General features: G+C 59.1%; 30 protein-coding genes. 28 read left to right on the forward strand and 2 right to left on the reverse strand.

What is annotated here, in order from left to right; genetic code table 11:
* The first annotated feature begins 28 nt into the window (after positions 1-28).
* From rplV to rplQ, 24 genes are all read left to right on the forward strand, one after another.
* On the forward strand, positions 29-421 hold the full coding sequence (gene rplV, locus H8274_RS03255) for a 50S ribosomal protein L22 (RefSeq protein WP_049618693.1): 393 nt from the start codon (positions 29-31) through the stop codon (positions 419-421).
* Positions 421-1,275 carry a 30S ribosomal protein S3 gene (rpsC, locus tag H8274_RS03260; RefSeq protein ID WP_074661385.1) on the forward strand — a complete coding sequence of 285 codons (855 nt, stop codon included), beginning with the start codon at positions 421-423 and terminating at the stop codon, positions 1,273-1,275. The genes rplV and rpsC overlap by 1 nt, the downstream gene beginning before the upstream one ends.
* 3 nt (positions 1,276-1,278) lie before the next feature.
* Positions 1,279-1,695, forward strand: coding sequence for a 50S ribosomal protein L16 (gene rplP / locus H8274_RS03265; RefSeq protein ID WP_049618691.1), 417 nt, complete (start codon positions 1,279-1,281; stop codon positions 1,693-1,695).
* Positions 1,695-1,925: a 50S ribosomal protein L29 gene (gene rpmC, locus H8274_RS03270; protein ID WP_049618690.1), complete on the forward strand. Its 231-nt coding sequence runs from the start codon at positions 1,695-1,697 to the stop codon at positions 1,923-1,925. The genes rplP and rpmC overlap by 1 nt, the downstream gene beginning before the upstream one ends.
* Before the next feature lie 8 nt (positions 1,926-1,933).
* Positions 1,934-2,200, forward strand: coding sequence for a 30S ribosomal protein S17 (rpsQ, locus tag H8274_RS03275; RefSeq protein ID WP_049618689.1), 267 nt, complete (start codon positions 1,934-1,936; stop codon positions 2,198-2,200).
* A gap of 109 nt (positions 2,201-2,309) precedes the next feature.
* A complete protein-coding gene (gene rplN, locus H8274_RS03280) occupies positions 2,310-2,678 on the forward strand; it encodes a 50S ribosomal protein L14 (RefSeq protein ID WP_049618688.1) in 369 nt (122 codons plus the stop codon).
* The gene (gene rplX / locus H8274_RS03285) at positions 2,679-3,023 is read left to right on the forward strand and encodes a 50S ribosomal protein L24 (RefSeq protein WP_049618687.1); all 345 of its coding nucleotides are present in this window, start codon (positions 2,679-2,681) and stop codon (positions 3,021-3,023) included.
* On the forward strand, positions 3,020-3,565 hold the full coding sequence (gene rplE, locus H8274_RS03290; protein ID WP_049618686.1) for a 50S ribosomal protein L5: 546 nt from the start codon (positions 3,020-3,022) through the stop codon (positions 3,563-3,565). Before rplX ends, rplE begins: the two co-directional genes overlap by 4 nt.
* Before the next feature lie 6 nt (positions 3,566-3,571).
* Positions 3,572-3,757 (forward strand): type Z 30S ribosomal protein S14, encoded by a 186-nt coding sequence (locus H8274_RS03295; RefSeq protein ID WP_074661381.1) that lies wholly within the window; start codon positions 3,572-3,574, stop codon positions 3,755-3,757.
* Between the two features lie 58 nt (positions 3,758-3,815).
* A complete protein-coding gene (gene rpsH / locus H8274_RS03300; protein WP_049618685.1) occupies positions 3,816-4,214 on the forward strand; it encodes a 30S ribosomal protein S8 in 399 nt (132 codons plus the stop codon).
* Positions 4,215-4,229: 15 nt separating this feature from the next.
* Positions 4,230-4,766, forward strand: a complete 537-nt coding sequence (gene rplF / locus H8274_RS03305) for a 50S ribosomal protein L6 (protein ID WP_065414909.1) — start codon at positions 4,230-4,232, stop codon at positions 4,764-4,766.
* Complete coding sequence (gene rplR / locus H8274_RS03310; protein WP_049618683.1) at positions 4,766-5,137, forward strand: 50S ribosomal protein L18; 372 nt, start codon at positions 4,766-4,768, stop codon at positions 5,135-5,137. Before rplF ends, rplR begins: the two co-directional genes overlap by 1 nt.
* Positions 5,138-5,159: 22 nt before the next feature.
* Positions 5,160-5,867: a 30S ribosomal protein S5 gene (rpsE, locus tag H8274_RS03315; RefSeq protein WP_185933817.1), complete on the forward strand. Its 708-nt coding sequence runs from the start codon at positions 5,160-5,162 to the stop codon at positions 5,865-5,867.
* Positions 5,867-6,046 carry a 50S ribosomal protein L30 gene (rpmD, locus tag H8274_RS03320; RefSeq protein WP_049618681.1) on the forward strand — a complete coding sequence of 60 codons (180 nt, stop codon included), beginning with the start codon at positions 5,867-5,869 and terminating at the stop codon, positions 6,044-6,046. Before rpsE ends, rpmD begins: the two co-directional genes overlap by 1 nt.
* A gap of 2 nt (positions 6,047-6,048) precedes the next feature.
* Positions 6,049-6,528: a 50S ribosomal protein L15 gene (gene rplO / locus H8274_RS03325; RefSeq protein WP_049618680.1), complete on the forward strand. Its 480-nt coding sequence runs from the start codon at positions 6,049-6,051 to the stop codon at positions 6,526-6,528.
* Positions 6,529-6,957: 429 nt separating this feature from the next.
* Entirely contained in the window at positions 6,958-8,262 is a 1,305-nt protein-coding gene (gene secY / locus H8274_RS03330; protein ID WP_185933818.1) for a preprotein translocase subunit SecY, read from the forward strand.
* Between the two features lie 113 nt (positions 8,263-8,375).
* Positions 8,376-8,948 (forward strand): adenylate kinase, encoded by a 573-nt coding sequence (locus H8274_RS03335; protein ID WP_185933819.1) that lies wholly within the window; start codon positions 8,376-8,378, stop codon positions 8,946-8,948.
* Between the two features lie 235 nt (positions 8,949-9,183).
* Complete coding sequence (gene map / locus H8274_RS03340; RefSeq protein WP_074661364.1) at positions 9,184-10,023, forward strand: type I methionyl aminopeptidase; 840 nt, start codon at positions 9,184-9,186, stop codon at positions 10,021-10,023.
* A 244-nt stretch (positions 10,024-10,267) separates the two neighbouring features.
* Complete coding sequence (gene infA, locus H8274_RS03345; RefSeq protein WP_049618676.1) at positions 10,268-10,489, forward strand: translation initiation factor IF-1; 222 nt, start codon at positions 10,268-10,270, stop codon at positions 10,487-10,489.
* Positions 10,490-10,507: 18 nt separating this feature from the next.
* Positions 10,508-10,627, forward strand: a complete 120-nt coding sequence (gene rpmJ / locus H8274_RS03350) for a 50S ribosomal protein L36 (protein WP_074661360.1) — start codon at positions 10,508-10,510, stop codon at positions 10,625-10,627.
* A gap of 121 nt (positions 10,628-10,748) precedes the next feature.
* Positions 10,749-11,120: a 30S ribosomal protein S13 gene (gene rpsM, locus H8274_RS03355; RefSeq protein ID WP_049618675.1), complete on the forward strand. Its 372-nt coding sequence runs from the start codon at positions 10,749-10,751 to the stop codon at positions 11,118-11,120.
* A 42-nt stretch (positions 11,121-11,162) separates the two neighbouring features.
* On the forward strand, positions 11,163-11,561 hold the full coding sequence (rpsK, locus tag H8274_RS03360) for a 30S ribosomal protein S11 (protein ID WP_049618674.1): 399 nt from the start codon (positions 11,163-11,165) through the stop codon (positions 11,559-11,561).
* 246 nt (positions 11,562-11,807) lie between these two features.
* Positions 11,808-12,797, forward strand: coding sequence for a DNA-directed RNA polymerase subunit alpha (locus tag H8274_RS03365; protein WP_049618673.1), 990 nt, complete (start codon positions 11,808-11,810; stop codon positions 12,795-12,797).
* Between the two features lie 36 nt (positions 12,798-12,833).
* A complete protein-coding gene (rplQ, locus tag H8274_RS03370; RefSeq protein ID WP_049618672.1) occupies positions 12,834-13,409 on the forward strand; it encodes a 50S ribosomal protein L17 in 576 nt (191 codons plus the stop codon).
* Positions 13,410-13,769: 360 nt separating this feature from the next.
* Here rplQ and H8274_RS03375 read toward each other — a convergent pair whose 3' ends face one another.
* Positions 13,770-14,600, reverse strand: coding sequence for an ROK family protein (locus tag H8274_RS03375; RefSeq protein ID WP_185933820.1), 831 nt, complete (start codon positions 14,598-14,600; stop codon positions 13,770-13,772).
* Between H8274_RS03375 and H8274_RS03380 the strand changes: the two genes are divergently transcribed.
* The 4 genes from H8274_RS03380 to glmM all read left to right on the forward strand — a co-directional run bounded on the left by H8274_RS03380 (position 14,599) and on the right by glmM (position 18,749).
* Positions 14,599-15,594 (forward strand): tRNA pseudouridine synthase A, encoded by a 996-nt coding sequence (locus tag H8274_RS03380; RefSeq protein WP_185933821.1) that lies wholly within the window; start codon positions 14,599-14,601, stop codon positions 15,592-15,594. The two genes, H8274_RS03375 and H8274_RS03380, sit on opposite strands and share 2 nt — an antisense overlap.
* A gap of 394 nt (positions 15,595-15,988) precedes the next feature.
* The gene (gene rplM, locus H8274_RS03385) at positions 15,989-16,432 is read left to right on the forward strand and encodes a 50S ribosomal protein L13 (protein WP_049618669.1); all 444 of its coding nucleotides are present in this window, start codon (positions 15,989-15,991) and stop codon (positions 16,430-16,432) included.
* Positions 16,433-16,464: 32 nt separating this feature from the next.
* Positions 16,465-16,953: a 30S ribosomal protein S9 gene (gene rpsI, locus H8274_RS03390; protein ID WP_049618668.1), complete on the forward strand. Its 489-nt coding sequence runs from the start codon at positions 16,465-16,467 to the stop codon at positions 16,951-16,953.
* Positions 16,954-17,399: 446 nt separating this feature from the next.
* Positions 17,400-18,749, forward strand: coding sequence for a phosphoglucosamine mutase (gene glmM, locus H8274_RS03395; RefSeq protein ID WP_065414917.1), 1,350 nt, complete (start codon positions 17,400-17,402; stop codon positions 18,747-18,749).
* Positions 18,750-18,874: 125 nt separating this feature from the next.
* Here glmM and coaA read toward each other — a convergent pair whose 3' ends face one another.
* Complete coding sequence (gene coaA, locus H8274_RS03400; protein ID WP_185933822.1) at positions 18,875-19,819, reverse strand: type I pantothenate kinase; 945 nt, start codon at positions 19,817-19,819, stop codon at positions 18,875-18,877.
* Between the last annotated feature and the right edge of the window lie 65 nt (positions 19,820-19,884).

Raw genomic sequence — 19,884 nt, forward strand, 5'->3', positions numbered from 1 at the left:
GGCGCTCCCAGGAGAGTAAGGCAGACAAATGAAAGCACACGCGCAAGCGCGGTTCGTGCGCGTCACGCCGATGAAGGCTCGCCGCGTCGTGGATATTATCCGCGGCCAGCGTGCCGTTGATGCGCTCGATACGCTGCAGTTCGCACCCCAGCGGGCGGCCGTCCAGATCCGCAAGGTATTGGAATCCGCCATCGCTAACGCTCGTTACCACGCTGATGAAGCAGGGGAGCGCTTTGATGAAGAAGACCTGTACGTCACCGAGGCTTACGCCGACGAAGGTCCGACCATGAAGCGTATCCGGCCGCGTGCCCAAGGCCGCGCCAACCGCATCCTGAAGCGCACGAGCCACATTACGGTTGTCGTTTCTGACGATAAACCGAAGGCAAAGAAAACGACTAGGCAGCAGAGGAGGGCCCGCTAGTGGGACAGAAGGTTAACCCAATCGGGTTCCGTCTCGGCATTACCACCGATCACCGCTCGAAGTGGTTCGCTGATTCGACCAAGAAGGGTCAGCGTTACGCCGACTATGTGATCGAAGACGTCAAGATTCGCGAAATGATTACCAAGACGCTGGAACGCGCCGGTATTTCGCGGGTCAATATCGAACGCCGCGCGGAGCGGGTAGTGGTAGACATCCACACCGCTCGTCCGGGCATCGTCATTGGACGGCGCGGGGCAGAAGCAGACCGGCTGCGTGCCGATCTGGAAAAGCTCACCGGCAAGGCAATCCAGCTCAACATTCTGGAAGTCAAGAATGCCGAAGCCGATGCGCAGCTGGTAGCGCAGGGCGTAGCCGAACAGCTCGCCTCGCGCGTCTCCTTCCGCCGCGCCATGCGCCGGGCTATTCAGTCCGCGGAGCGCGCCGGTGTGAAGGGCATCCGCGTGCAGGTTTCGGGCCGTTTGGGTGGCGCCGAAATGTCGCGTTCGGAATTCTATCGGGAAGGCCGTGTGCCGCTGCACACCCTTCGCGCAAACATTGATTACGGCTTCTACGAAGCTCGCACCACCTTCGGCCGGATTGGCGTGAAGGTGTGGGTGTACCGCGGCGATATTACCGACGCCGAGTACTACCGCAGCCTGGCAGAAGCTCCGCGGGGACGCGGCCGGGGCGGCCGCGGGCGCGGAGAACGGCGCGGTGGTGGCCGCGGGCGCGGTGGCGCACGCCGCCAGCAGCAGGCGCCGCAGGCGCAGCAAGCGCAGCCAGAAGCCGCAGAAGCTACTGCTTCGGCTCAGGGCGCTGGCGCCGCCAAGCCGAACACTGGATCGGAGGCATAAACCATGCTGATTCCTCGTCGCACAAAGTGGCGCAAGCAGCATCGCCCGGACCGTCACGGCATGGCCAAGGGCGGTACCGAACTGGCATTCGGTGAATACGGCATCATGGCCCTGGAGCCCGCCTACATCACCAATCGGCAGATTGAAGCGGCCCGTGTGGCTGCCACCCGTCACGTCAAGCGTGGCGGCAAACTGTGGATCAACATCTTCCCGGATCGCCCGCTTACGAAGAAGGCGCTGGGAGTCCGTATGGGTTCCGGTAAGGGCCCGGTGGAAACCTGGATTGCGAATGTAAAGCCAGGCCGCGTGATGTTTGAAATCGCTGGAGTGGATGAAAAGCTGGCCCGCGAGGCCCTGAACCGCGCCCAGCACAAGCTCCCGATTAAGACCCGGTTCATCAGCCGGGAGGAGGTTGAGTAATGGCTAAGGGAATTTCCACCGAAGAGCTCGACGGGATGACCGACGCCGAGCTGCTGGAAAAGCTCCGCGAATCCAAGCGTGAGGCCTTCAACCTTCGTTTCTCCGCGGTCACGCACCGCCTCGAAGATCAAGGTCGTCTCAAGCAAGTCCGTCGCGAAATCGCTCGGATTTACACCATTAAGCGCGAACGGGAGCTCGGCATTCGTACCGCTCCTGATTCCGAAGAGTGAGGCAAAAGATGAGCGAAACACAGGAACGTAATCACCGGAAGGTGCTTCGCGGCTACGTCGTCTCGGACAAGATGGATAAGACCGTTGTCATCGAGGTCGAAAGCCGGGTCAAGCACCCGCTATACGGTAAAATTATTACCCGTACCAAGCGTGTCAAGGCGCATGATGAAACCAATGAGGTACGCGAAGGCGATCTCGTGTCCATCATGGAAACTCGCCCGCTTTCCAAGACCAAGCACTTCCGCGTGGTCGAGGTAATCGAAAAGGCGAAGTAGCGCCCAGAGCACCAAGTCCGGTAAGGCTCGGATAGTTCCGAAGAACCAACCGGCATTCAGTTCGGCAAGGCTCAGTATTGAGAACCAGCACGACAACAGGAGAAGATAAATGATCCAGCAGGAGACGCGGCTAACCGTCGCCGATAACACCGGAGCAAGGGAACTGCTTTGCATCCGCGTGCTCGGTGGCTCTGGCCGGCGCTACGCCGGGATAGGCGATACCTTTGTCGCCACCGTCAAGGATGCTATTCCGGGCGGCAATGTGAAGAAGGGCGACGTCGTCAAGGCGGTGCTCGTCCGTGCAAAGAAGGAAACCCGTCGCGTTGACGGTTCCTACATCAAGTTCGACGAAAACGCAGCCGTCCTGATTAAGGACGATGGCACCCCGCGCGGCACCCGTATCTTCGGGCCGGTCGGGCGTGAGCTGCGTGATAAGAAGTTCATGCGTATCGTTTCGCTCGCGCCGGAGGTGATTTAGTTGGCAAAGATCAAGAAGGACGATCTTGTGCAGGTCATCGCCGGGCGCGATAAGGGTAAGCAGGGCCGTGTGCTCAAGGTAGACCCGAAGAAGGACCGCGTGATCGTAGAAGGCGTGCAGCGCGTCAAGCGCCACCGCCGGGCCGGAGCTCCCGGCTCGCAGACCGCTTCGGGCGGCATCGAAACCATCGAAGCCCCGATCCACATTTCCAACGTGATGCTGGTGGCTCCGGACGGCAAGCCCGTTCGCGTGGGCTACCGCGAGGTGGAAGTGGAACGTGACGGCCGGAAGAAGATTGTGCGCGAACGCATCGGCCGGCGTGGCGGGAAGGAGATCGAGCTGTGACCCCTCGGCTCAAGACCCAATACCTCGAGCAGGTTGTGCCTGAACTCCAAAAGGAATTCAAGTACCAGAACGTAAATCAGATCCCGAAGCTGCAGAAGATCGTGGTCAATATGGGCGTTGGCGATGCCGCGCACGACCACAAGGTCATGGACGGCGCGGTTGCGGATATGGCCGCTATCACCGGGCAAAAGCCGCAGGTGACGCGGGCTCGCAAGTCGATTGCGCAGTTCAAGCTCCGTGAAGGGCAGCCGATTGGTTGCCATGTGACCCTGCGTGGGGATCGCATGTGGGAGTTCCTGGACCGTTTGATTTCGACGGCGCTCCCGCGTATTCGCGATTTCCGTGGCCTTTCGCCGCGTCAGTTCGACGGCCGTGGTAATTATACCTTTGGCCTGACCGACCAGACCGTCTTCCGCGAGATCGACCAAGACAAGATCGATCGGGTGCGTGGTATGGATATCACGATCGTGACCACCGCGCAGACGAATGACGAAGGGCGTGCCGTTCTCCGCCACCTCGGCTTCCCCTTCAAGGAGGCGTAAGAAAACATGGCGAAAACAGCACTGAAGAACAAAGCGGCTCGTAAGCCAAAGTTCAAGGTTCGCGGCTACACGCGGTGCAACCGCTGCGGGCGTCCGCGCTCCGTTTATCGCAAGTTCGGCCTGTGCCGAATTTGCCTCCGTGAGCTCGCGCTACGCGGCGAACTCCCCGGTGTAAAGAAGTCCAGCTGGTAAGAAACTACGTCGCAGGTCCGGTAGGGAAACCGCGACGAGGAAGGGCAAAAGCCCAGAAATGACAATGACTGACCCCATCGCAGACATGCTGACGCGTCTGCGTAACGCCAATTCGGCGTTCCATGAGTCGGTGAGCATGCCTTACTCCAAGATTAAGTCCCGCATCGCGGAAATCTTGAAGCGCGAAGGCTACATCGCCGACTATAAAGTCGAGGATGCCGAGGTTGGAAAGAACCTGACCCTCACGCTCAAGTACGGCTCCAACCGCGAACGTGCCCTGGCTGGGTTGCGCCGCGTCTCCAAGCCGGGCCTGCGCGTTTACGCCAAGTCCACGAACCTTCCGCGGGTTCTTGATGGCCTGGGTGTAGCAATCCTCTCCACTTCTTCCGGTCTGCTCACAGACCGCGAGGCCAAGGACCAGGGCGTGGGCGGCGAAGTCCTCGCCTACGTGTGGTAAGGGAGGAATAGATACATGTCGCGTATTGGAAGACTCCCGATTACCGTTCCGGCCGGTGTAGAAATTACCGTGGCCGAAAGCAAGGTCACCGTGAAAGGCCCGAAGGGCGAACTAGCCTACGAACTTCCCGAACCGATTACGGCGAAGGTGGAAGACGGCGTCGTTACCGTAGAACGGCCGAACGAAAGCCGCGAGGCGCGTTCCCTGCACGGACTGTGCCGCACGCTCATCAACAATATGGTGGTTGGCGTTACCGAAGGCTATGCGAAGAAGCTCGAAATCGTTGGTACCGGTTACCGCGTGGCAGCGAAGGGCCAGGGCCTGGAATTTGCGCTCGGCTTCTCGCACCCGGTTGTTGTGAACCCGCCGGAAGGCATCACCTTTACCGTGGAGGGTAACAACAAGGTAACGGTTTCTGGAATTGATAAGCAGCTCGTTGGAGAAACAGCCGCGCAGATCCGGAAGCTCCGCGCCCCTGAACCGTACAAGGGTAAGGGCATCAAGTACGCTGGCGAAGTTATTCGCCGCAAGGCTGGAAAGGCTGGTAAGTAATGGCTGTTCCTCCACAAGGTAAGGGCAAGTTTGTAGCTCGCTCGCGCCGTCACTTCCGCCTTCGCAAGCGCGTGAGTGGCACGCCAGAGCGGCCGCGTCTGGTGGTCTCGCGTTCCAATCGCAATATGCAAGCCCAGGTGATTGACGATACCGTCGGCCACACGCTGGCCGCGGCTTCCACCCTGGAAGAAGCATTGCGCGATCTGGAAGGCACGAAGACGGAACAGGCGCGCCGAGTCGGCGAACTCGTTGGCAAGCGTGCCAAGGAAGCCGGCATCACCACGGTCGTCTTCGATCGTGGCGGCAACAAGTATCACGGTCGCGTGGCGGCGGTCGCCGATGGCGCCCGCGCCGCTGGACTCGAATTCTAACGGCTCAGGAAAGGCAGAGGAAATGTCTGTGAATGAACAGCAAAACCCGGCCGCCGAAGGCCGGAATCAACAAGACAATCGCGGCGGCCAGCGCGGTCGCGGCGAGCGTGGCGGCCGACGCGAACGGCGTGGCCGGCGCGAAGAAAGCCAGTACGTAGAACGCGTTGTCACCATCAACCGCGTGGCGAAGACCGTCAAGGGTGGCCGCCGCATGTCCTTCACCGCTCTCGTGGTGGTAGGCGATGGCAACGGCATGGTGGGCGTTGGCTACGGCAAGGCGAAGGAAGTACCCGCGGCGATCTCCAAGGGCACGGAAGACGCGAAGAAGAACTTCTTCCGCGTACCGCTCATGGGACGCTCCATCCCGCACATCGTGCAGGGTGAAGATTCTGCGGGCATCGTGCTGCTGCGTCCGGCTGCTCCCGGTACCGGTGTAATCGCCGGCGGTCCGGTGCGTGCGGTAATGGAAGCGGCAGGCATCCACGATGTACTCACGAAGTCCCTCGGATCTTCGAACGCCATCAATATCGTGCGTGCCACCGTGGCCGCGCTGAAGCAACTCGAACAGCCCGAAGCAGTGGCGGCCCGCCGTGGCCTGCCGCTCGAACGGGTGGCTCCGGAAGGCATGCTCCGTGCCCGAGCAGAATTTGATGCGCGCGAACGCGCAGAAAAGGAAGCTGCGGCCGCGCAAGCTGAAAACGAAGCCGCGGCAGCAGGAGTGGGTGCGTAATGGCAAAGCTAAAGATCACTCAGGTCAGGGGCACGGTTGGGCAGAACGAACGGCAGCGGGAGAACCTCCGCACGCTCGGACTGCGGAAGATCGGCCAGAGCGTGGAACATGAAGATACCCCGATCATTCGCGGTATTCTTCGCGTGGTCGCGCATCTCGTAGAAGTAGAGGAGGCGTAGCGATGGCAGAAAAGAATCCGGCCGAAGAGCCCAAGATTCTCAAGATCCACGACCTGCGTCCGGCCCCCGGATCCAACAAGTCTCGTACCCGCGTAGGCCGCGGTGAGGCCTCCAAGGGTAAGACCGCTGGGCGGGGAACGAAGGGTACGAAGGCGCGTAATACAGTACGGCCAGGCTTCGAAGGTGGCCAGATGCCACTGCACATGCGCCTGCCCAAGCTGCGTGGCTTCAAGAACCCGTTCCGCAAGGAATACCAGGTTGTCAATGTTGGGCTGCTCGCCGAACTCTTCCCGGAGGGCGGCACGGTCACGATTCCCGATCTCGTAGCCAAGGGCGCGGTTCGCAAGAACGAACTCGTCAAGGTCCTCGGCGAAGGCGAAATCTCGGTCAAGGTAGACGTGACCGTAGATGCCTGCTCCGGATCGGCAAAGTCGAAGATCGAAGCAGCTGGCGGTTCGGTAACGCTCAACGCGGCCGAATAAGCGGTTCGGTATCGCGAAGCGCGGCCGAACAATCGGTTCGGTAACACGCAACGCAGCCGAACAAACAGCAACAGCAGCGCAATAGATAAGTGCTTCAGGCACTTCTCACCGAATTACGCTCGCGCGTAGTTCGGTACGGCACTGGGGCCCCGCACAACTGAAAGTGCGGGGCCCCAGTCCTATATACGTATTGTGGATATGGCTATACAGCGTGCCGCCTCGGTGAGCGCTCAGGCACAGTTTTCGCTGTGTGAGTGCGAATCCGGAAAGTCGCGGTTATCATGGCCAAGGCATGCTTTCCGCGCGTGCTACCGTCAGGTAGTAGACTGCCAGTCATCACGCGGCAAGCAAACGCAATGCGTCACGTGAAATATTGGCCCTCGCGGGCACAAACGAGGCGAGCCCGGGCTCGCACCATCTGGAGGAACCTTGATTAAGGCCTTTGCAGCGGCGTTCCGCACGCCAGACTTGCGCAATAAGCTTCTCTTCACCATGTTCATCATGGTGATTTACCGCCTCGGAAGCTTTGTTCCGGCTCCCTTCGTGAGCCTCTCGAACGTGCGCCAGTGCCTTTCGACCCAGGCCGGTACGAATGACCTCGTCTCGATGATGAACCTGTTCTCCGGCGGGGCCATGATGCACCTGTCGATCTTCGCACTCGGGATCATGCCCTACATTACGGCGTCGATTATTGTGCAACTCTTGCGCGTGGTGATTCCGCGTTTCCAAGAGCTCCACAAAGAAGGTCAAACCGGGCAGGCCAAACTTACGGAGTACACGCGGTATTTGACCATCGGGCTGGCACTCTTGCAGTCGGCCGTCGTTGTTTCCACCGCTAACTACACCATTTTCCAGGGATGCAACCTGGACGTTATCCCAGACGCTACGTGGTGGACGTACACGATGACCATTCTTGCCATGACGGCCGGCACCGGCCTGATCATGTGGATGGCGGAACTGATTACTGAACGCGGCGTGGGTAACGGCATGTCGATCCTGATCTTCACCGGTATTTGCGCCGGATTCCCGGGCCTGCTTGGCGGCATCTTGCAAACCCACGGCTGGGGCACGGTTGCCCTCGTGGTGGCGGTATTCCTGGTGATCACACTCGTGGTTACTTTCGTGGAGCAGTCGCAGCGGCGCATCCCGGTCCAGTACGCGAAGCGCGTTATTGGCCGGCGCACCTACGGTGGTTCGACGACGTACCTGCCCATCAAGATCAATATGGCGAACGTTATTCCAGTAATTTTCGCGTCCTCGATTTTGATGCTCCCCACCATGATTTCCACCTTCGGCAGTCCGGAGGCCGGCTGGGTGCAGTGGATCCAACGCAACTTCACGCAAAGCGGTTGGGCCTATATTCTTTGCTATGCGCTCCTCACGTTCTTCTTCACCTTCTTCTACACGTCGATTGCTTTCGATACGGAAGAAGTGGCGGATAATATGAAACGCTACGGCGGTTTCATTCCGGGCGTGCGCGCGGGCCGGCCGACGGCAGAATACTTGCACTTCGTTTCCAACCGCCTCACCTGGGTGGGCGCTACTTACCTGGCGATCGTCGCGCTGATTCCGATTTTGCTTTTTGCGGCGCTCGGTATTCACCAGTCCGGTTTCGGCGGCACATCCATCATGATTCTCGTGGGTGTGGGCTTGCAGACCGTCAAGGACATCAACGCCCAGCTCCAGCAGCGGCACTACGAAGGCTTCCTTTCCGGCAATAACAGCCGCAAGTAGCTTCGCTGGAAAAGCTTTGCGCGCAGGCTCGGAATGCGAGCTGGGGTTGTTTCTGGCGGAAGCTACGCGCGTGGTGGCCGCTGGTAAAAGAAATAGCAGTAGAAGGACGAAACATGGCGTATCGACTGATTATCGTGGGTCCACCCGGAGCGGGGAAGGGCACGCAGGCGAAAGGTATTGCAGAACGGCGGGGCATTCCCGCAATTTCTACCGGTGATCTTTTCCGCGCTCACGCGGCCGCGCAAGACGAGCTCGGTAAACTCGCCGCTTCCTATTCGGAACGTGGTGCGCTGGTGCCCGATGAGGTCACCAACCGCATGGTGGCAGAGCGCATTGCCGAAGACGACGCCGCCGCGGGCTTCCTCCTCGATGGCTATCCGCGTAATCTCGCGCAGGTTGATGCCCTGGATGAAATGCTCGGCGAAACCAAGATCGATGCGGTAATCATGCTCGATGTGGACGACGACGTAGTGGTTCGGCGCTTGCTGGGCCGGGCCAAGCAACAAAACCGGGCCGATGATACCGAGGAAGTAATCCGCCACCGGCTTGAGGTCTACCATCAGGAGACCCAGCCGATCGTTGATGCCTACGCGGCGCGCGGGCTGGTAGTACGGATCGATGGTGGGGCTGGGATTGCCGAAACCACGCAGCGCATCGAAACTGCTCTCCAGGATTTCCTTGGCTAAACAACGAGGATGAATTTTGGCTTATGCGGAAACGGCCGCGCCCCGAGGCGCGGCCGTTTCCGCATAAGTGGTTGGTAGATAAAAATATTTTCGGTAGCGGTGCGCAGAAAACTATACAAACGCCAACCGCACAAGCAGAAGTACCGCAGAAGCAGAAGTACCGCAGAAGCAGAAGTACCGCAGAAGCAGAAGTACCGCAGAAGTCAAAAACAGCGCAGAGGTAGAAGAGGAAAAGATGAGAAGCCGCAGCGGCATTCAATATAAAACGAACGAGGAAATCCGCAAGTGTCGGCGGGCGGCACTGATTGTCCGGCAGATCCACAAAGAACTCGTGGCGGCCGCAAAACCGGGCGTTTCCACCGGGGAGCTAGATCGGATCGCTAAAGAAGTGCTAGACGCCGCTGGTGCGGTTTCAAACTTCTATGGCTACTACGACTACCCGGCACAAACCTGCATTTCCGTAAATGACACCGTGGTGCACGGCATCCCCAGCGATACCGAAATCTTACAACCGGGCGATATTGTTTCCTTCGATTGCGGGTCTCTGATTGACGGATGGAACGGAGATTCTTGCTATTCAGTGGTAATCCCTGGTGGGGATCCGGAAGTAACTGCCCGGCGCGAACGCCTTTCGGAACTCACTCGGCAAGCCATGTGGGTAGGTATCGCGGCCATGGCTACCGGAAAATATGTAGGTGATATTGGGGAAGCAATCGACGATTTTGCAACATCCCAAGATCCTGAACCGGGCATCGTGGAAGATTTCACGGGGCACGGGATCGGGAAAGCGATGCACGAACCGCCAAATGTTTTCAATTATGCGACGGCGGCCCGCGGTCCGCGTTTGCGGCCCGGCATGGTGCTGTGCATCGAACCGATTTTCACCGAAGGTGACCAAGCCAATCACACGTTAGCGGACGGGTGGACCACGAAAACGAATGATGGCTCGGATGCCTGCCATTGGGAATCACAAGTTGCGCTCCATAAGGGCGGCATTTGGGTACTCAATGAGCCCGACGGGGGAGCAGCCGGCCTCGCGCCTTTCGGCATCACTCCGGTTCCGCTCGAGGACTAACCCTCGCGGGTGGGTCCCGCGCGGATTAATTCGGTGGGGCTGGTTTTCATACGGCTCCAGCTCGCCTCTGCCCGATCTGGAAGGCACTGTATGCCGTGATGGACCACATGTGTTTGCGACCTTTTCAACACTGGGCGAAACCTAGTAGTATGGGAGGTCGGTACGTTTTGCCCAAAATGGAATTACGGGCGGGCTGCCTGTACCGTGCGCGGCAGGCGGGCGGTAGGAGTAATAGCGGAGGATCATGGCCAAGAAAGACGGAGTCATCGAGGTAGAGGGGACCGTTGTAGAAGCGCTTCCCAATGCGATGTTCAAGGTCGAGCTGGAAAATGGGCACGAAGTGCTGGCCCATATTTCTGGGAAAATGCGTCAGCACTACATCAGGATTCTTCCGGAGGACCGGGTAGTAGTGGAGCTTACTCCCTACGATCTGAGCCGCGGGCGAATCGTGTACCGCTATAAGTAAATACAGAGGGAAGCAAGGATGAAGGTCAAGCCGAGCGTTAAGCGGATGTGCGACAGCTGCAAGATCATTCGTCGCCACGGGCGCGTGATGGTCATCTGCAGCGCAAATCCCCGGCATAAGCAGCGTCAGGGTAACTGACGTTTTTTCAAGCATCGCCTGCTGTGAAGCAACCCCCGGTCCGGAGGCCGGGGCTCGCGTTTTGAGACGTGCGAGTACGGCGATGCAGGATACCTCCGGCCAGATATGAGGAGCTAAGAAATTGGCACGTGTCTCTGGCGTCGATATCCCGCGTGAGAAGCGGGTAGAAATCGCGCTTACATACATTTACGGCATCGGCCGCACTCGTTCCCATGAGACGCTCGCCGCTACGGGGATCAGCCCCGATACGCGCGTGCGTGACCTCACGGACGATCAGCTGGCGACGCTCTCGAACTACATCAACGAGCACTACATGATTGAAGGCGATCTGCGCCGCGATGTGCAGGCCAATATTCGCCGCAAGGTAGAAATCGGGTGCTACCAGGGTATTCGCCACCGCCGTGGCCTGCCCGTGCACGGCCAGCGCACCAAGACCAACGCGCGTACCCGCAAGGGCCCGAAGCGCACGGTTGCCGGCAAGAAGAAGGCCTAAGGGCCTGCCACTCGCATAGCAGTAGTTCGAAAGAAGGAAGAAATGGCTCGTCAGTCAACGGCGGCCCGGCGTCCGCGCCGCGCTACACGCCGCAACGTGGTACAGGGTCAGGCCCACATTAAGTCCACGTTTAACAACACTATCGTTTCTATTACCGACCCCACGGGTGCGGTTATCTCCTCCGCCTCCGCTGGGCAGATGGGATTCAAGGGCTCTCGTAAGTCCACTCCGTACGCAGCCCAGCTGGCTGCCGAATCCGCCGCACGCGGCGCGATGGAACAGGGAATGAAGAAGGTAGACGTCTTCGTCAAGGGCCCGGGCTCGGGGCGCGAAACGGCTATCCGTTCGCTCACCGCTACCGGTCTGGAAGTGACCTCCATTCAGGACGTCACTCCGCAGGCTCACAACGGTTGCCGGCCGCCGAAGCGCCGCCGCGTCTAATCCCGCACTTCGCCGGGTAAGTTTTCCAGCCAGCCGGCTGGAAAATATCCCCGAAGTACATCGAAAAAACTTTATAGCATCCCAATCTCGCTTCGTCTTTAGTGCGGGTAGCGGCAACTATTGCCGCGCCTGGCCTGGGAAAGCGCGAGAATCATGGGTAGTGCAGATTATTTCTCGTAACCGGTCCGAGTGTTACGAGGATTTGCGTGGGCGTCATATAGCGGTCGCCTACGGGAAGGATACAAAGTGCTCATTGCGCAGCGTCCTGTTCTCAAGGAAGAACAGATCTCGGAGCTTCGCTCCAAGTTCGTGATCGAACCGTTGGAACCTGGATTCGGCTACACCATCGGTAATTCTCTACGCCGTACCCTGCTGTCGTCGATCCCCGGCGCGGCAGTTACTTCCATCCGGATCGACGGAGTGCTCCACGAGTTCTCCACCATTCCGGGCGTGAAGGAAGACGTAGCGGAAATCATCCTCAACCTGAAGGAACTCGTGGTTTCTTCGGAACAGGATGAACCCGTTTTGATGTACCTGCGCAAGCAGGGCCCGGGTGAGGTAACGGCCGGAGACATTACACCTCCGGCCGGCGTTGAGATCCTCAACCCGGAACTGCACATCGCCACCTTGAACGAAAAGGGCAAGATCGAAATCGATCTCACCGTCGAACGCGGCCGCGGCTACGTTTCTGCGGCTCTGAATAAGGGTGACGACGACGAAATCGGGCGCATTCCGATCGACTCCATATATTCGCCGGTTGTCCGGGTTTCCTACAAGGTCGAGGCCACGCGTGTGGAACAGCGTACGGACTTCGATCGCCTCGTCATTGATGTTGAGGTGAAGCCCTCGATTACTCCGCGCGATGCGCTGGCTTCCGCCGGTAAGACCCTGGTCGAGCTCTTCGGGCTCACCACGGAGCTGAACGAAGAAGCAGAAGGTATTGAGATCGGTCCGGCTCCGGTGCAAGAGCAGCGTTCTTCTGATCTGCAACGTCCCATTACGATCCTCAACCTGCCGGCGCGTTCTCAGAACTGCCTGCAGCGTGAAGGTATCCACACCATTGGTGAGCTCGTACAGCGTAGCGAAGAAGATCTTCTTGATATTCGCAACTTCGGCGCCAAGTCGATCGAAGATGTCAAGGATGAACTAGCCAAGCTGGACTTGGCGCTCAAGGATAGCGGTGCTGCCTTCAGCTACAGCGACGATTACGGGATGCAGTTCAGCGATAACGCCTAAATAATCCCGGGCGAAGAATTTTTATAGGAGAACACAATGCCTACACCGAAGAAGGGTCCGCGTCTGGGCGGAAGCCCCTCGCATCAGCGCAAGATCATCGCGAACTTGTGCAAGGAACTGGTGCACCACAAGTCCGTCCGTACCACCTTGGCGCGGGCCAAGACGGTGCAGCCCTACATGGAACGCCTCATCACGAAGGCGAAGAAGGGTGATACGCACAATCGTCGCCTGGCGCTGAAGACGCTCAAGGATCGCGAGACCGCTTATATCCTCTTCGAGGAACTGGCCCCGCTGTTCGCGGAACGTCAAGGCGGCTACACCCGCATCGTTAAGATTGGTAACCGCCGCGGAGATAACGCCCCAATGGCCGTTATCTCTCTGGTCACGGAAAAGGTTTCGCCCAAGCAGGCAGTAGTCCGCGAAGCTGAAAAGGCAGCGGAGAAGGCCGCGCGTGCAGAAGCCGCAGCCGCTGAATCCGCAGAATCTGCCGAATCCGCGGAATCTGCTGAATCTGCCGAGTCGGCCGAATCTGCAGCATCGGCGCCGAGCGCCGAAAGCGCTCCCAGCGCAGATAGCCCGGCAGAAGCCGCAAAAACGGAAGAAACCAAGTAGCGCACACGGTTGCAATAGCTAACTAACACGTGGTTGCAATAACCAACGGGTGATTGCAGTAACCAATGCGTGGTTGCAATAACTACTGTGGTTGCAATAACTAAATAGTGCGATACGTCCGCGGGGCGCGTAGCTTTCCCAAGCTACGCGCCCCGCGCGTGTACATTTTATTGAAGCTACGCGCCCCGCGCGTGTACCTTATAGTCCAAATAATTATCGGCGTGGCGGTCGCTATTGTTTTGCGGGCGGGTCGTTCCCGGAAGCGGGCTTTAGTCAGCTGCGTGCTGGGTATTCTTGGAGGCAGGCTTTGGGGAGCTACGTGCTGGCTGTTCTTGGAAGCTGGCCTTAGCGAACTGTTATTTACCCACGGGCGGGCCGTTCGCGGCGGCGGGCCAGGCTCCAGGCTCGCACCCCGCCATTCATACCCGCCGCATTGGGAATGAAAGTTACGCGGGAATCAAAACGAGCCCGCACGGTGGGAGTAATCCGGGCAGCATTGCCCCCGCCAATATAAAGCTTGTCCCACCGGATCACAGGGAACAGAGAATCCACGGCGCGCAGCACACGCCGGCTCCATGCTGCATCTCCCAGGCGGATCCGCTCAATTTCGCCCACTACGTCGTCGTAAGTAAGGCCCCACCGCATTTGTGCATGCGAAATTTCCAGGTGCGGGGCAAGTACGCCGTTGTCAACAATTGCGGAACCTAAACCGGTACCGAAAGTGAGGACCACTTCCAAACCTTCGCCGGAAATTACCCCGGCCGCGGCAACCTCCGAATCATTAATCACCAGCGCGGGCACGCCAAAACGCTCTTCCAAAGCCGCCTGAATATCCAAACCATTCCACGCTGCCTCATTCTCCGGGTCGATCCGGGTATGCGGGCCGGAACGGCGAATATAGTGCGGCGTGTAAATCACCTTGCCATGGCGAATCATGCCCGGCATACCAACGGTAATCCGATCGTAGAGAGGTATCCCAGGCTCGCGCCCCAAGCCGGGAACTTGCGCCAAAAAGTCCGTATCACTGGCAATAATCTCCAGCAGCGCCTCGGGAGAGAAAGGATAGATCACTTCGGTGCGGTGAGCGGGGCCAATTTGGAAGCCACCGGCGTCAAGCAACGTCGTTTTGATACCACCACCACCGCAATCAACGGCGAGTGTGCGTACATCTTTGTGGGAGACTGCTTCCATGGAAGATACGGTAGCGCAAACAGTACGGGTTCGGTTCGATATTGCCTACGATGGCACAGGATTTCACGGGTGGGCGCGCCAACCCGGCCTGCGCACCGTGCAAGGCGTACTCGAAACTGCCTTAGAAACCATTTTACGGGAACCGGTAACGCTCACCGTGGCGGGCCGGACCGACGCCGGGGTGCACGCGCGCGGGCAAGTGGCCCACGCCGACCTAAGCGCGCAGGCAGTTGCCACTTTGCGGGACCGGGCCGGAAGATGCCCGGGAACTGTTTTACGCACCCGCCTGGCCGGGGTGCTATCGCGCGAATACCGGGCCGCTATGGCTGCCGCTAGAAGCAGTACGAGTGGCACTGCGGCCAATACCGCGGGGGCGAATAATGCTGCAGCGCCCGCGGGGACCGGTGCCGCGGTGCGGCTAAACGTGCCGCGCGGGGTGTCCGACGTCGTCGTACGCCAAGTCCGGAAAGTACCAGCAGATTTTGATGCCAGGTTTTCAGCATTGGCCCGCGAATATACGTACCGGGTATGCACCGGGCCGGCTGATCCGTTGCGCCGCCACGACGTTTTGTGGTGGGGCGAAGAACCGCTAGACGTGGCCGCCATGAACGCTGCCGCGTGCGGCCTGCTTGGCACCCACGATTTCCTTTCATATTGCAAGCCGCGCGAAGGGGCTACCACGATCCGCACTTTGCAAAGGTTGGATGTGGTAGAACTCGGAGGCGGGGCCGGCCAACAATTACTCATTCATGCCCGGGCCGATGCTTTTTGCCACTCCATGGTGCGCACGCTCGTGGGGGCGCTCCTGCGCGTGGGGAGTGGAGCACGGGATATTGAGTGGCCCCGGCGCCGGCTGGCAGAATGTAACCGCACCGGGGAAGTAGTGGTAGCTCCAGCGCATCCGCTCACCTTGGAAAATGTTATTTATCCCGAACCGGAAGGTTATGCGCAGCGCGCCCAACAGGCTCGCCAGCGCCGGGATGAATGCTGCTGAGCAAGACGCGAATGCTGCTGAGTGAGCCGCGGCTGAATGCTGCTGAGTGAGCCGCGGCTGAATGCTGCTGGGTGAGCCGCGGCTCCGTTGCGTAAGCCGCGGACGCGCGCGGTGGAAAGCCTCACACACGCACTTAATCTTTGACGGTTGTGCCTCTTCCCGGTATCCTGGATTGTTGTTGTGCGAAGTGAGTACGGTGCTTTTCCCACTCGCCGTGCCAATGCCCAACAAAGATTTTAAATGACCATTTGAGGTCTCGCGCGCGCAGAGCGCTCGTCAATTCGCTTCGCCCGGAAGCTTCTTAACCGCGGCGGTACAGAATCGGCTAGGCAGGATAACTGTGTGCTTGATCAGCAGCGTAGCGAGACCCTAACGAGAAACGAAGGCTACGCAAGTGCGCACGTACACTCCTAAGCCCGGAGACATTGACCGTAAGTGGTACATCGTTGATGCCACAGATATTGTTCTCGGGCGTTTGGCAGCACAGGTTGCCACCCTGCTCCGTGGGAAGCATAAGCCCATTTTTGCTCCGAATGCCGATACCGGCGATTTCGTGATTGTTATTAACGCATCGAAGGTTGCTCTGACGGGAAGCAAGCTCCGCGACAAGATGTCCTACCGCCACTCCGGTTACCCGGGTGGTTTGAAGGCCACGTCTTATGCCGAGCTCCTCGCAACCCGGCCCGAGCGTGCCGTTCAGGAAGCAGTGAAGGGCATGGTCCCGCGTACGCGCCTCGGCCGCAAGCAGATGACGCGGCTCAAGGTTTATGCAGGTGCCGAACACCCGCATATTGCTCAGCAACCGGAGCCGTACGAGCTCAAGAAGATTGCCCAGTAGGCGCAAAGCTTTTCGGAACAGGATTTACATAAATGTCAGAAACGAATGTTGACGCTCAGGTGGAAGAGGAGTTCACGGGTTCCTACACTACGGAAACCGAAACTCCTCGCACCGGACAGGGCGTATCTGCAATGGTGCCGGGCCATGGGCTCGGCCGTCGGAAGGAAGCGGTGGCGCGTGTGCGTCTGCTTCCGGGTACCGGCGAATGGAAGATTAATGGCCGTGGGCTCAAGGATTACTTCCCGAACCCGATCCACCAGCAGCTGGTGAACGCTCCGTTCGCTCTGCTCGATCTGGAAGGCCGTTTCGATGTGATCGCTCGCATCGATGGTGGTGGCACTTCTGGCCAGGCTGGCGCGCTGCGTCTCGGTGTGGCCCGCGCCCTCAACGAAATTGACCGCGAAGCGAACCGTCCGGCGCTGAAGAAGGCCGGATTCCTCACTCGCGACGCACGCGCGGTGGAACGCAAGAAGGCCGGCCTCAAGAAGGCCCGTAAGGCTTCGCAGTTCTCCAAGCGTTAAACGCTATTTTTACAACTTCATAGCGGCCCGGTTGTACGCGTGCACAGCACGAGCACAACCGTCGGCCCGAAAAGTATCGCTCCGCTACCAGCTCGGTAACGGAGCGATACTTTTTACCCGAGTAGGTTTGTACGAGCCAGGCGCTCGCACTTGCGGCGGCTAGTTTTTCCATTTCTTTCCTGCCGGTACTTATCGGCCCGCCCGCATTTATAGCCTTACCAGCACTGATAGAAGATTTGACCGTCAGGTGTGGCCGGGTGCGAGCAGGGGGCCGCTTGCCGCCGTACAATAGCCTTCGGTGTGAGAATTGCACCGGCCCAAACTGCCGGCCGGGTCTCCCGCGCACACTCGTACACGCCCCGCGCGTACCGCCTGCGCGGAGAAGATGCCAATAGTTAAAAACTGCGGCCGCGCAGCGTAGGGAAGGCACAGAGCAGGGAGAAAATATGCCGAGGCTTTTCGGAACAGACGGAGTACGAGGACTTGCTAACCGGGATTTGACCGCAGAGTTAGCTCTGCGGCTCGGGGAAGCAGCGGCCCGGGTGCTCACCCGTGGTTTTAGTGGCGAAGGCCGCCCGCGTGCGGTGATCGGGCAAGATTCTCGCGTCTCGGGCGGGATGCTAGGCCAGGCCGTTGCCGCTGGCCTTTCCGGAGCCGGGGTAGACGTTGAACACGTCGATACCATTCCCACCCCCGGAATTGCCTACTTGACCGCAGAAGGCGACTACGACTTGGGCGTTATGATCTCCGCCTCGCACAACCCCATGCAAGATAACGGGATCAAATTCTTCGCCCGCGGCGGTTTTAAACTAGAAGACGCCAAAGAAGACGAAATAGAAAGCCTGCTCGGCCAAGAATGGGGCCGGCCAATCGGTGCGGGCATCGGCCGGGTTACCGATACCAGCGCCTATGCGGACCAAAAATATATTGACCACCTCGTATCCACGGTCAACACCCGTTTGGACGGCCTGAAAATCGTTGTTGATTGTGCCAACGGAGCAACTAGCGCCGTGGCGCCGGAAGCTTTCCGGAAAGCGGGGGCAGACGTCGTCGTAATTAACGCCAACCCGGACGGCTACAACATAAACGCCGACTGCGGTTCTACCCACCCGGAAAGCATGTGCCGGGCAGTGGTGGAACAGGGCGCCGATTTCGGCGTGGCTTTTGATGGCGACGCCGATCGGTGCCTGGCCGCCGATGGTAACGGCAACCTGGTAGATGGCGACCAAATCATGGCGATCCTCGCGATCGCCGCCCATAAACTCGGCTGGCTAAACAAAAACACCCTGGTGGTGACGGTGATGTCGAACCTGGGCTTGCTACTGGCTATGAAGGAACACGGGATTTCCACCGTGCAAACCGGGGTGGGAGACCGCTACGTGCTCGAAGAAATGCGTAAGAATGGCTATTCGCTGGGCGGGGAACAGTCCGGGCACGTGATTTCAATGCAACATGCCACCACGGGCGATGGCACGCTCACCGCTCTCATGCTGGCCCAACAAGTGGCCGCTTCGGGCCAGTCTTTGGCAGAACTTGCTTCTGTGGTCACGCGCTTGCCGCAAGTACTTATTAATGTTCCCGACGTCGATAAGACGGCCGCAGCCACCAACGAACAGGTGCAAAAAGCCGTGCGAGACGCACAAGCCGAACTGGGAGAAACCGGGCGAGTGTTGCTGCGCCCCTCGGGCACCGAGCCGCTGGTGCGCGTCATGGTGGAAGCCGGAACCGAAACCCAGGCCCAGGCAGTGGCCGAAGAACTGGCAGACGTAGTGCGCGAAAATCTCGCCCTGCGGTAGCAGGTAGCTGGGCCCTGCGATAGCCGGCAACTGGCCGGATCGAGCTGCTGAGCGGCCCGATCCGGCAGTGCCTGCCAGGCCGAGAGCGGGTATGCCTTGCTTATCCGCCCATACCCGGCACGCCTTTACAGTTTGCGGATCAAGACTTCTTCTACCCGGTGGTCGGGGCCTTTCCGCAAAGTAATATCGGCGCGGTGGCGCGTGGGTTCGATGTTTTCCAGCAGGTTCGGCAAGTTAATGGTCCGCCAAATATTGCGGGAGCGTTCGCGCAATTCGTCATCGGGCATATCCGCAAACTGGTGGAAGTAGGCATCCGGCTGGGAGAACGCGATATCGCGGAGCTTGAATTGGCGGTCTAGATACCAGCGTTCCAAATCATCGGGTTCAGCGTGCACGTAAATCGAAAGATCGAAGAAGTCCGAAACCACGGTTTGATCCGCATCTGGCGGATCATCCGGGAAAACCCGCGCCGGCTGTAACACGTTCAGCCCTTCCAGAATCAAAATATCCGGATGATGCACGGTAAGCATGGCATCGGGCACAATATCGTAGGTTACGTGGTCATAAATCGGTGCCGAAACATGATCGCGCCCGGATTTTACTTGCCGCACAAAATCGAGGAGCGCGGCCTGGTCGTAAGATTCGGGGAAGCCTTTCCGGTCCATAATCCCGCGGCGTTCCAACTCCGCATTCGGTAGTAAAAACCCGTCCGTAGTTACGAGTTCCACCTTCGGGGTTAACGGCCAGCGCCGAAGTAATTCTTGCAAAAGCCGCGCCGTCGTCGATTTACCTACCGCCACCGAACCAGCAATCCCAATCACGAAAGGGGTGCGCCGTTCGGTGAGCCCCAAAAACTGGGAAGTAGCCTGGTGCAGTTCCCCAATTTCGCGCGTATACATTTGCAAAAGGGCGGAAAGGGGCCGATAAATTGCGTCCGCCTCAGCCAAATCAATGGGATCTCCCAAAGCTTTCAGCCGCCGCACATCCGCGTGTGTGAGCGGAAGCGGCGAATTTGTAGCGAGCGCGCTCCATTCGTCATGGGTAAAAGAGACGAGGTGGGTGCTGGTCATGCCCCAAGGTTACCTGCATTCGCACAGTTTGTACGCACTACTTTTATGGCGGGCCGCGCCGCGCT

Origin of the sequence: Actinobaculum suis, assembly GCF_900618115.1 — a bacterium.
Lineage (GTDB): Bacteria > Actinomycetota > Actinomycetes > Actinomycetales > Actinomycetaceae > Actinobaculum > Actinobaculum suis.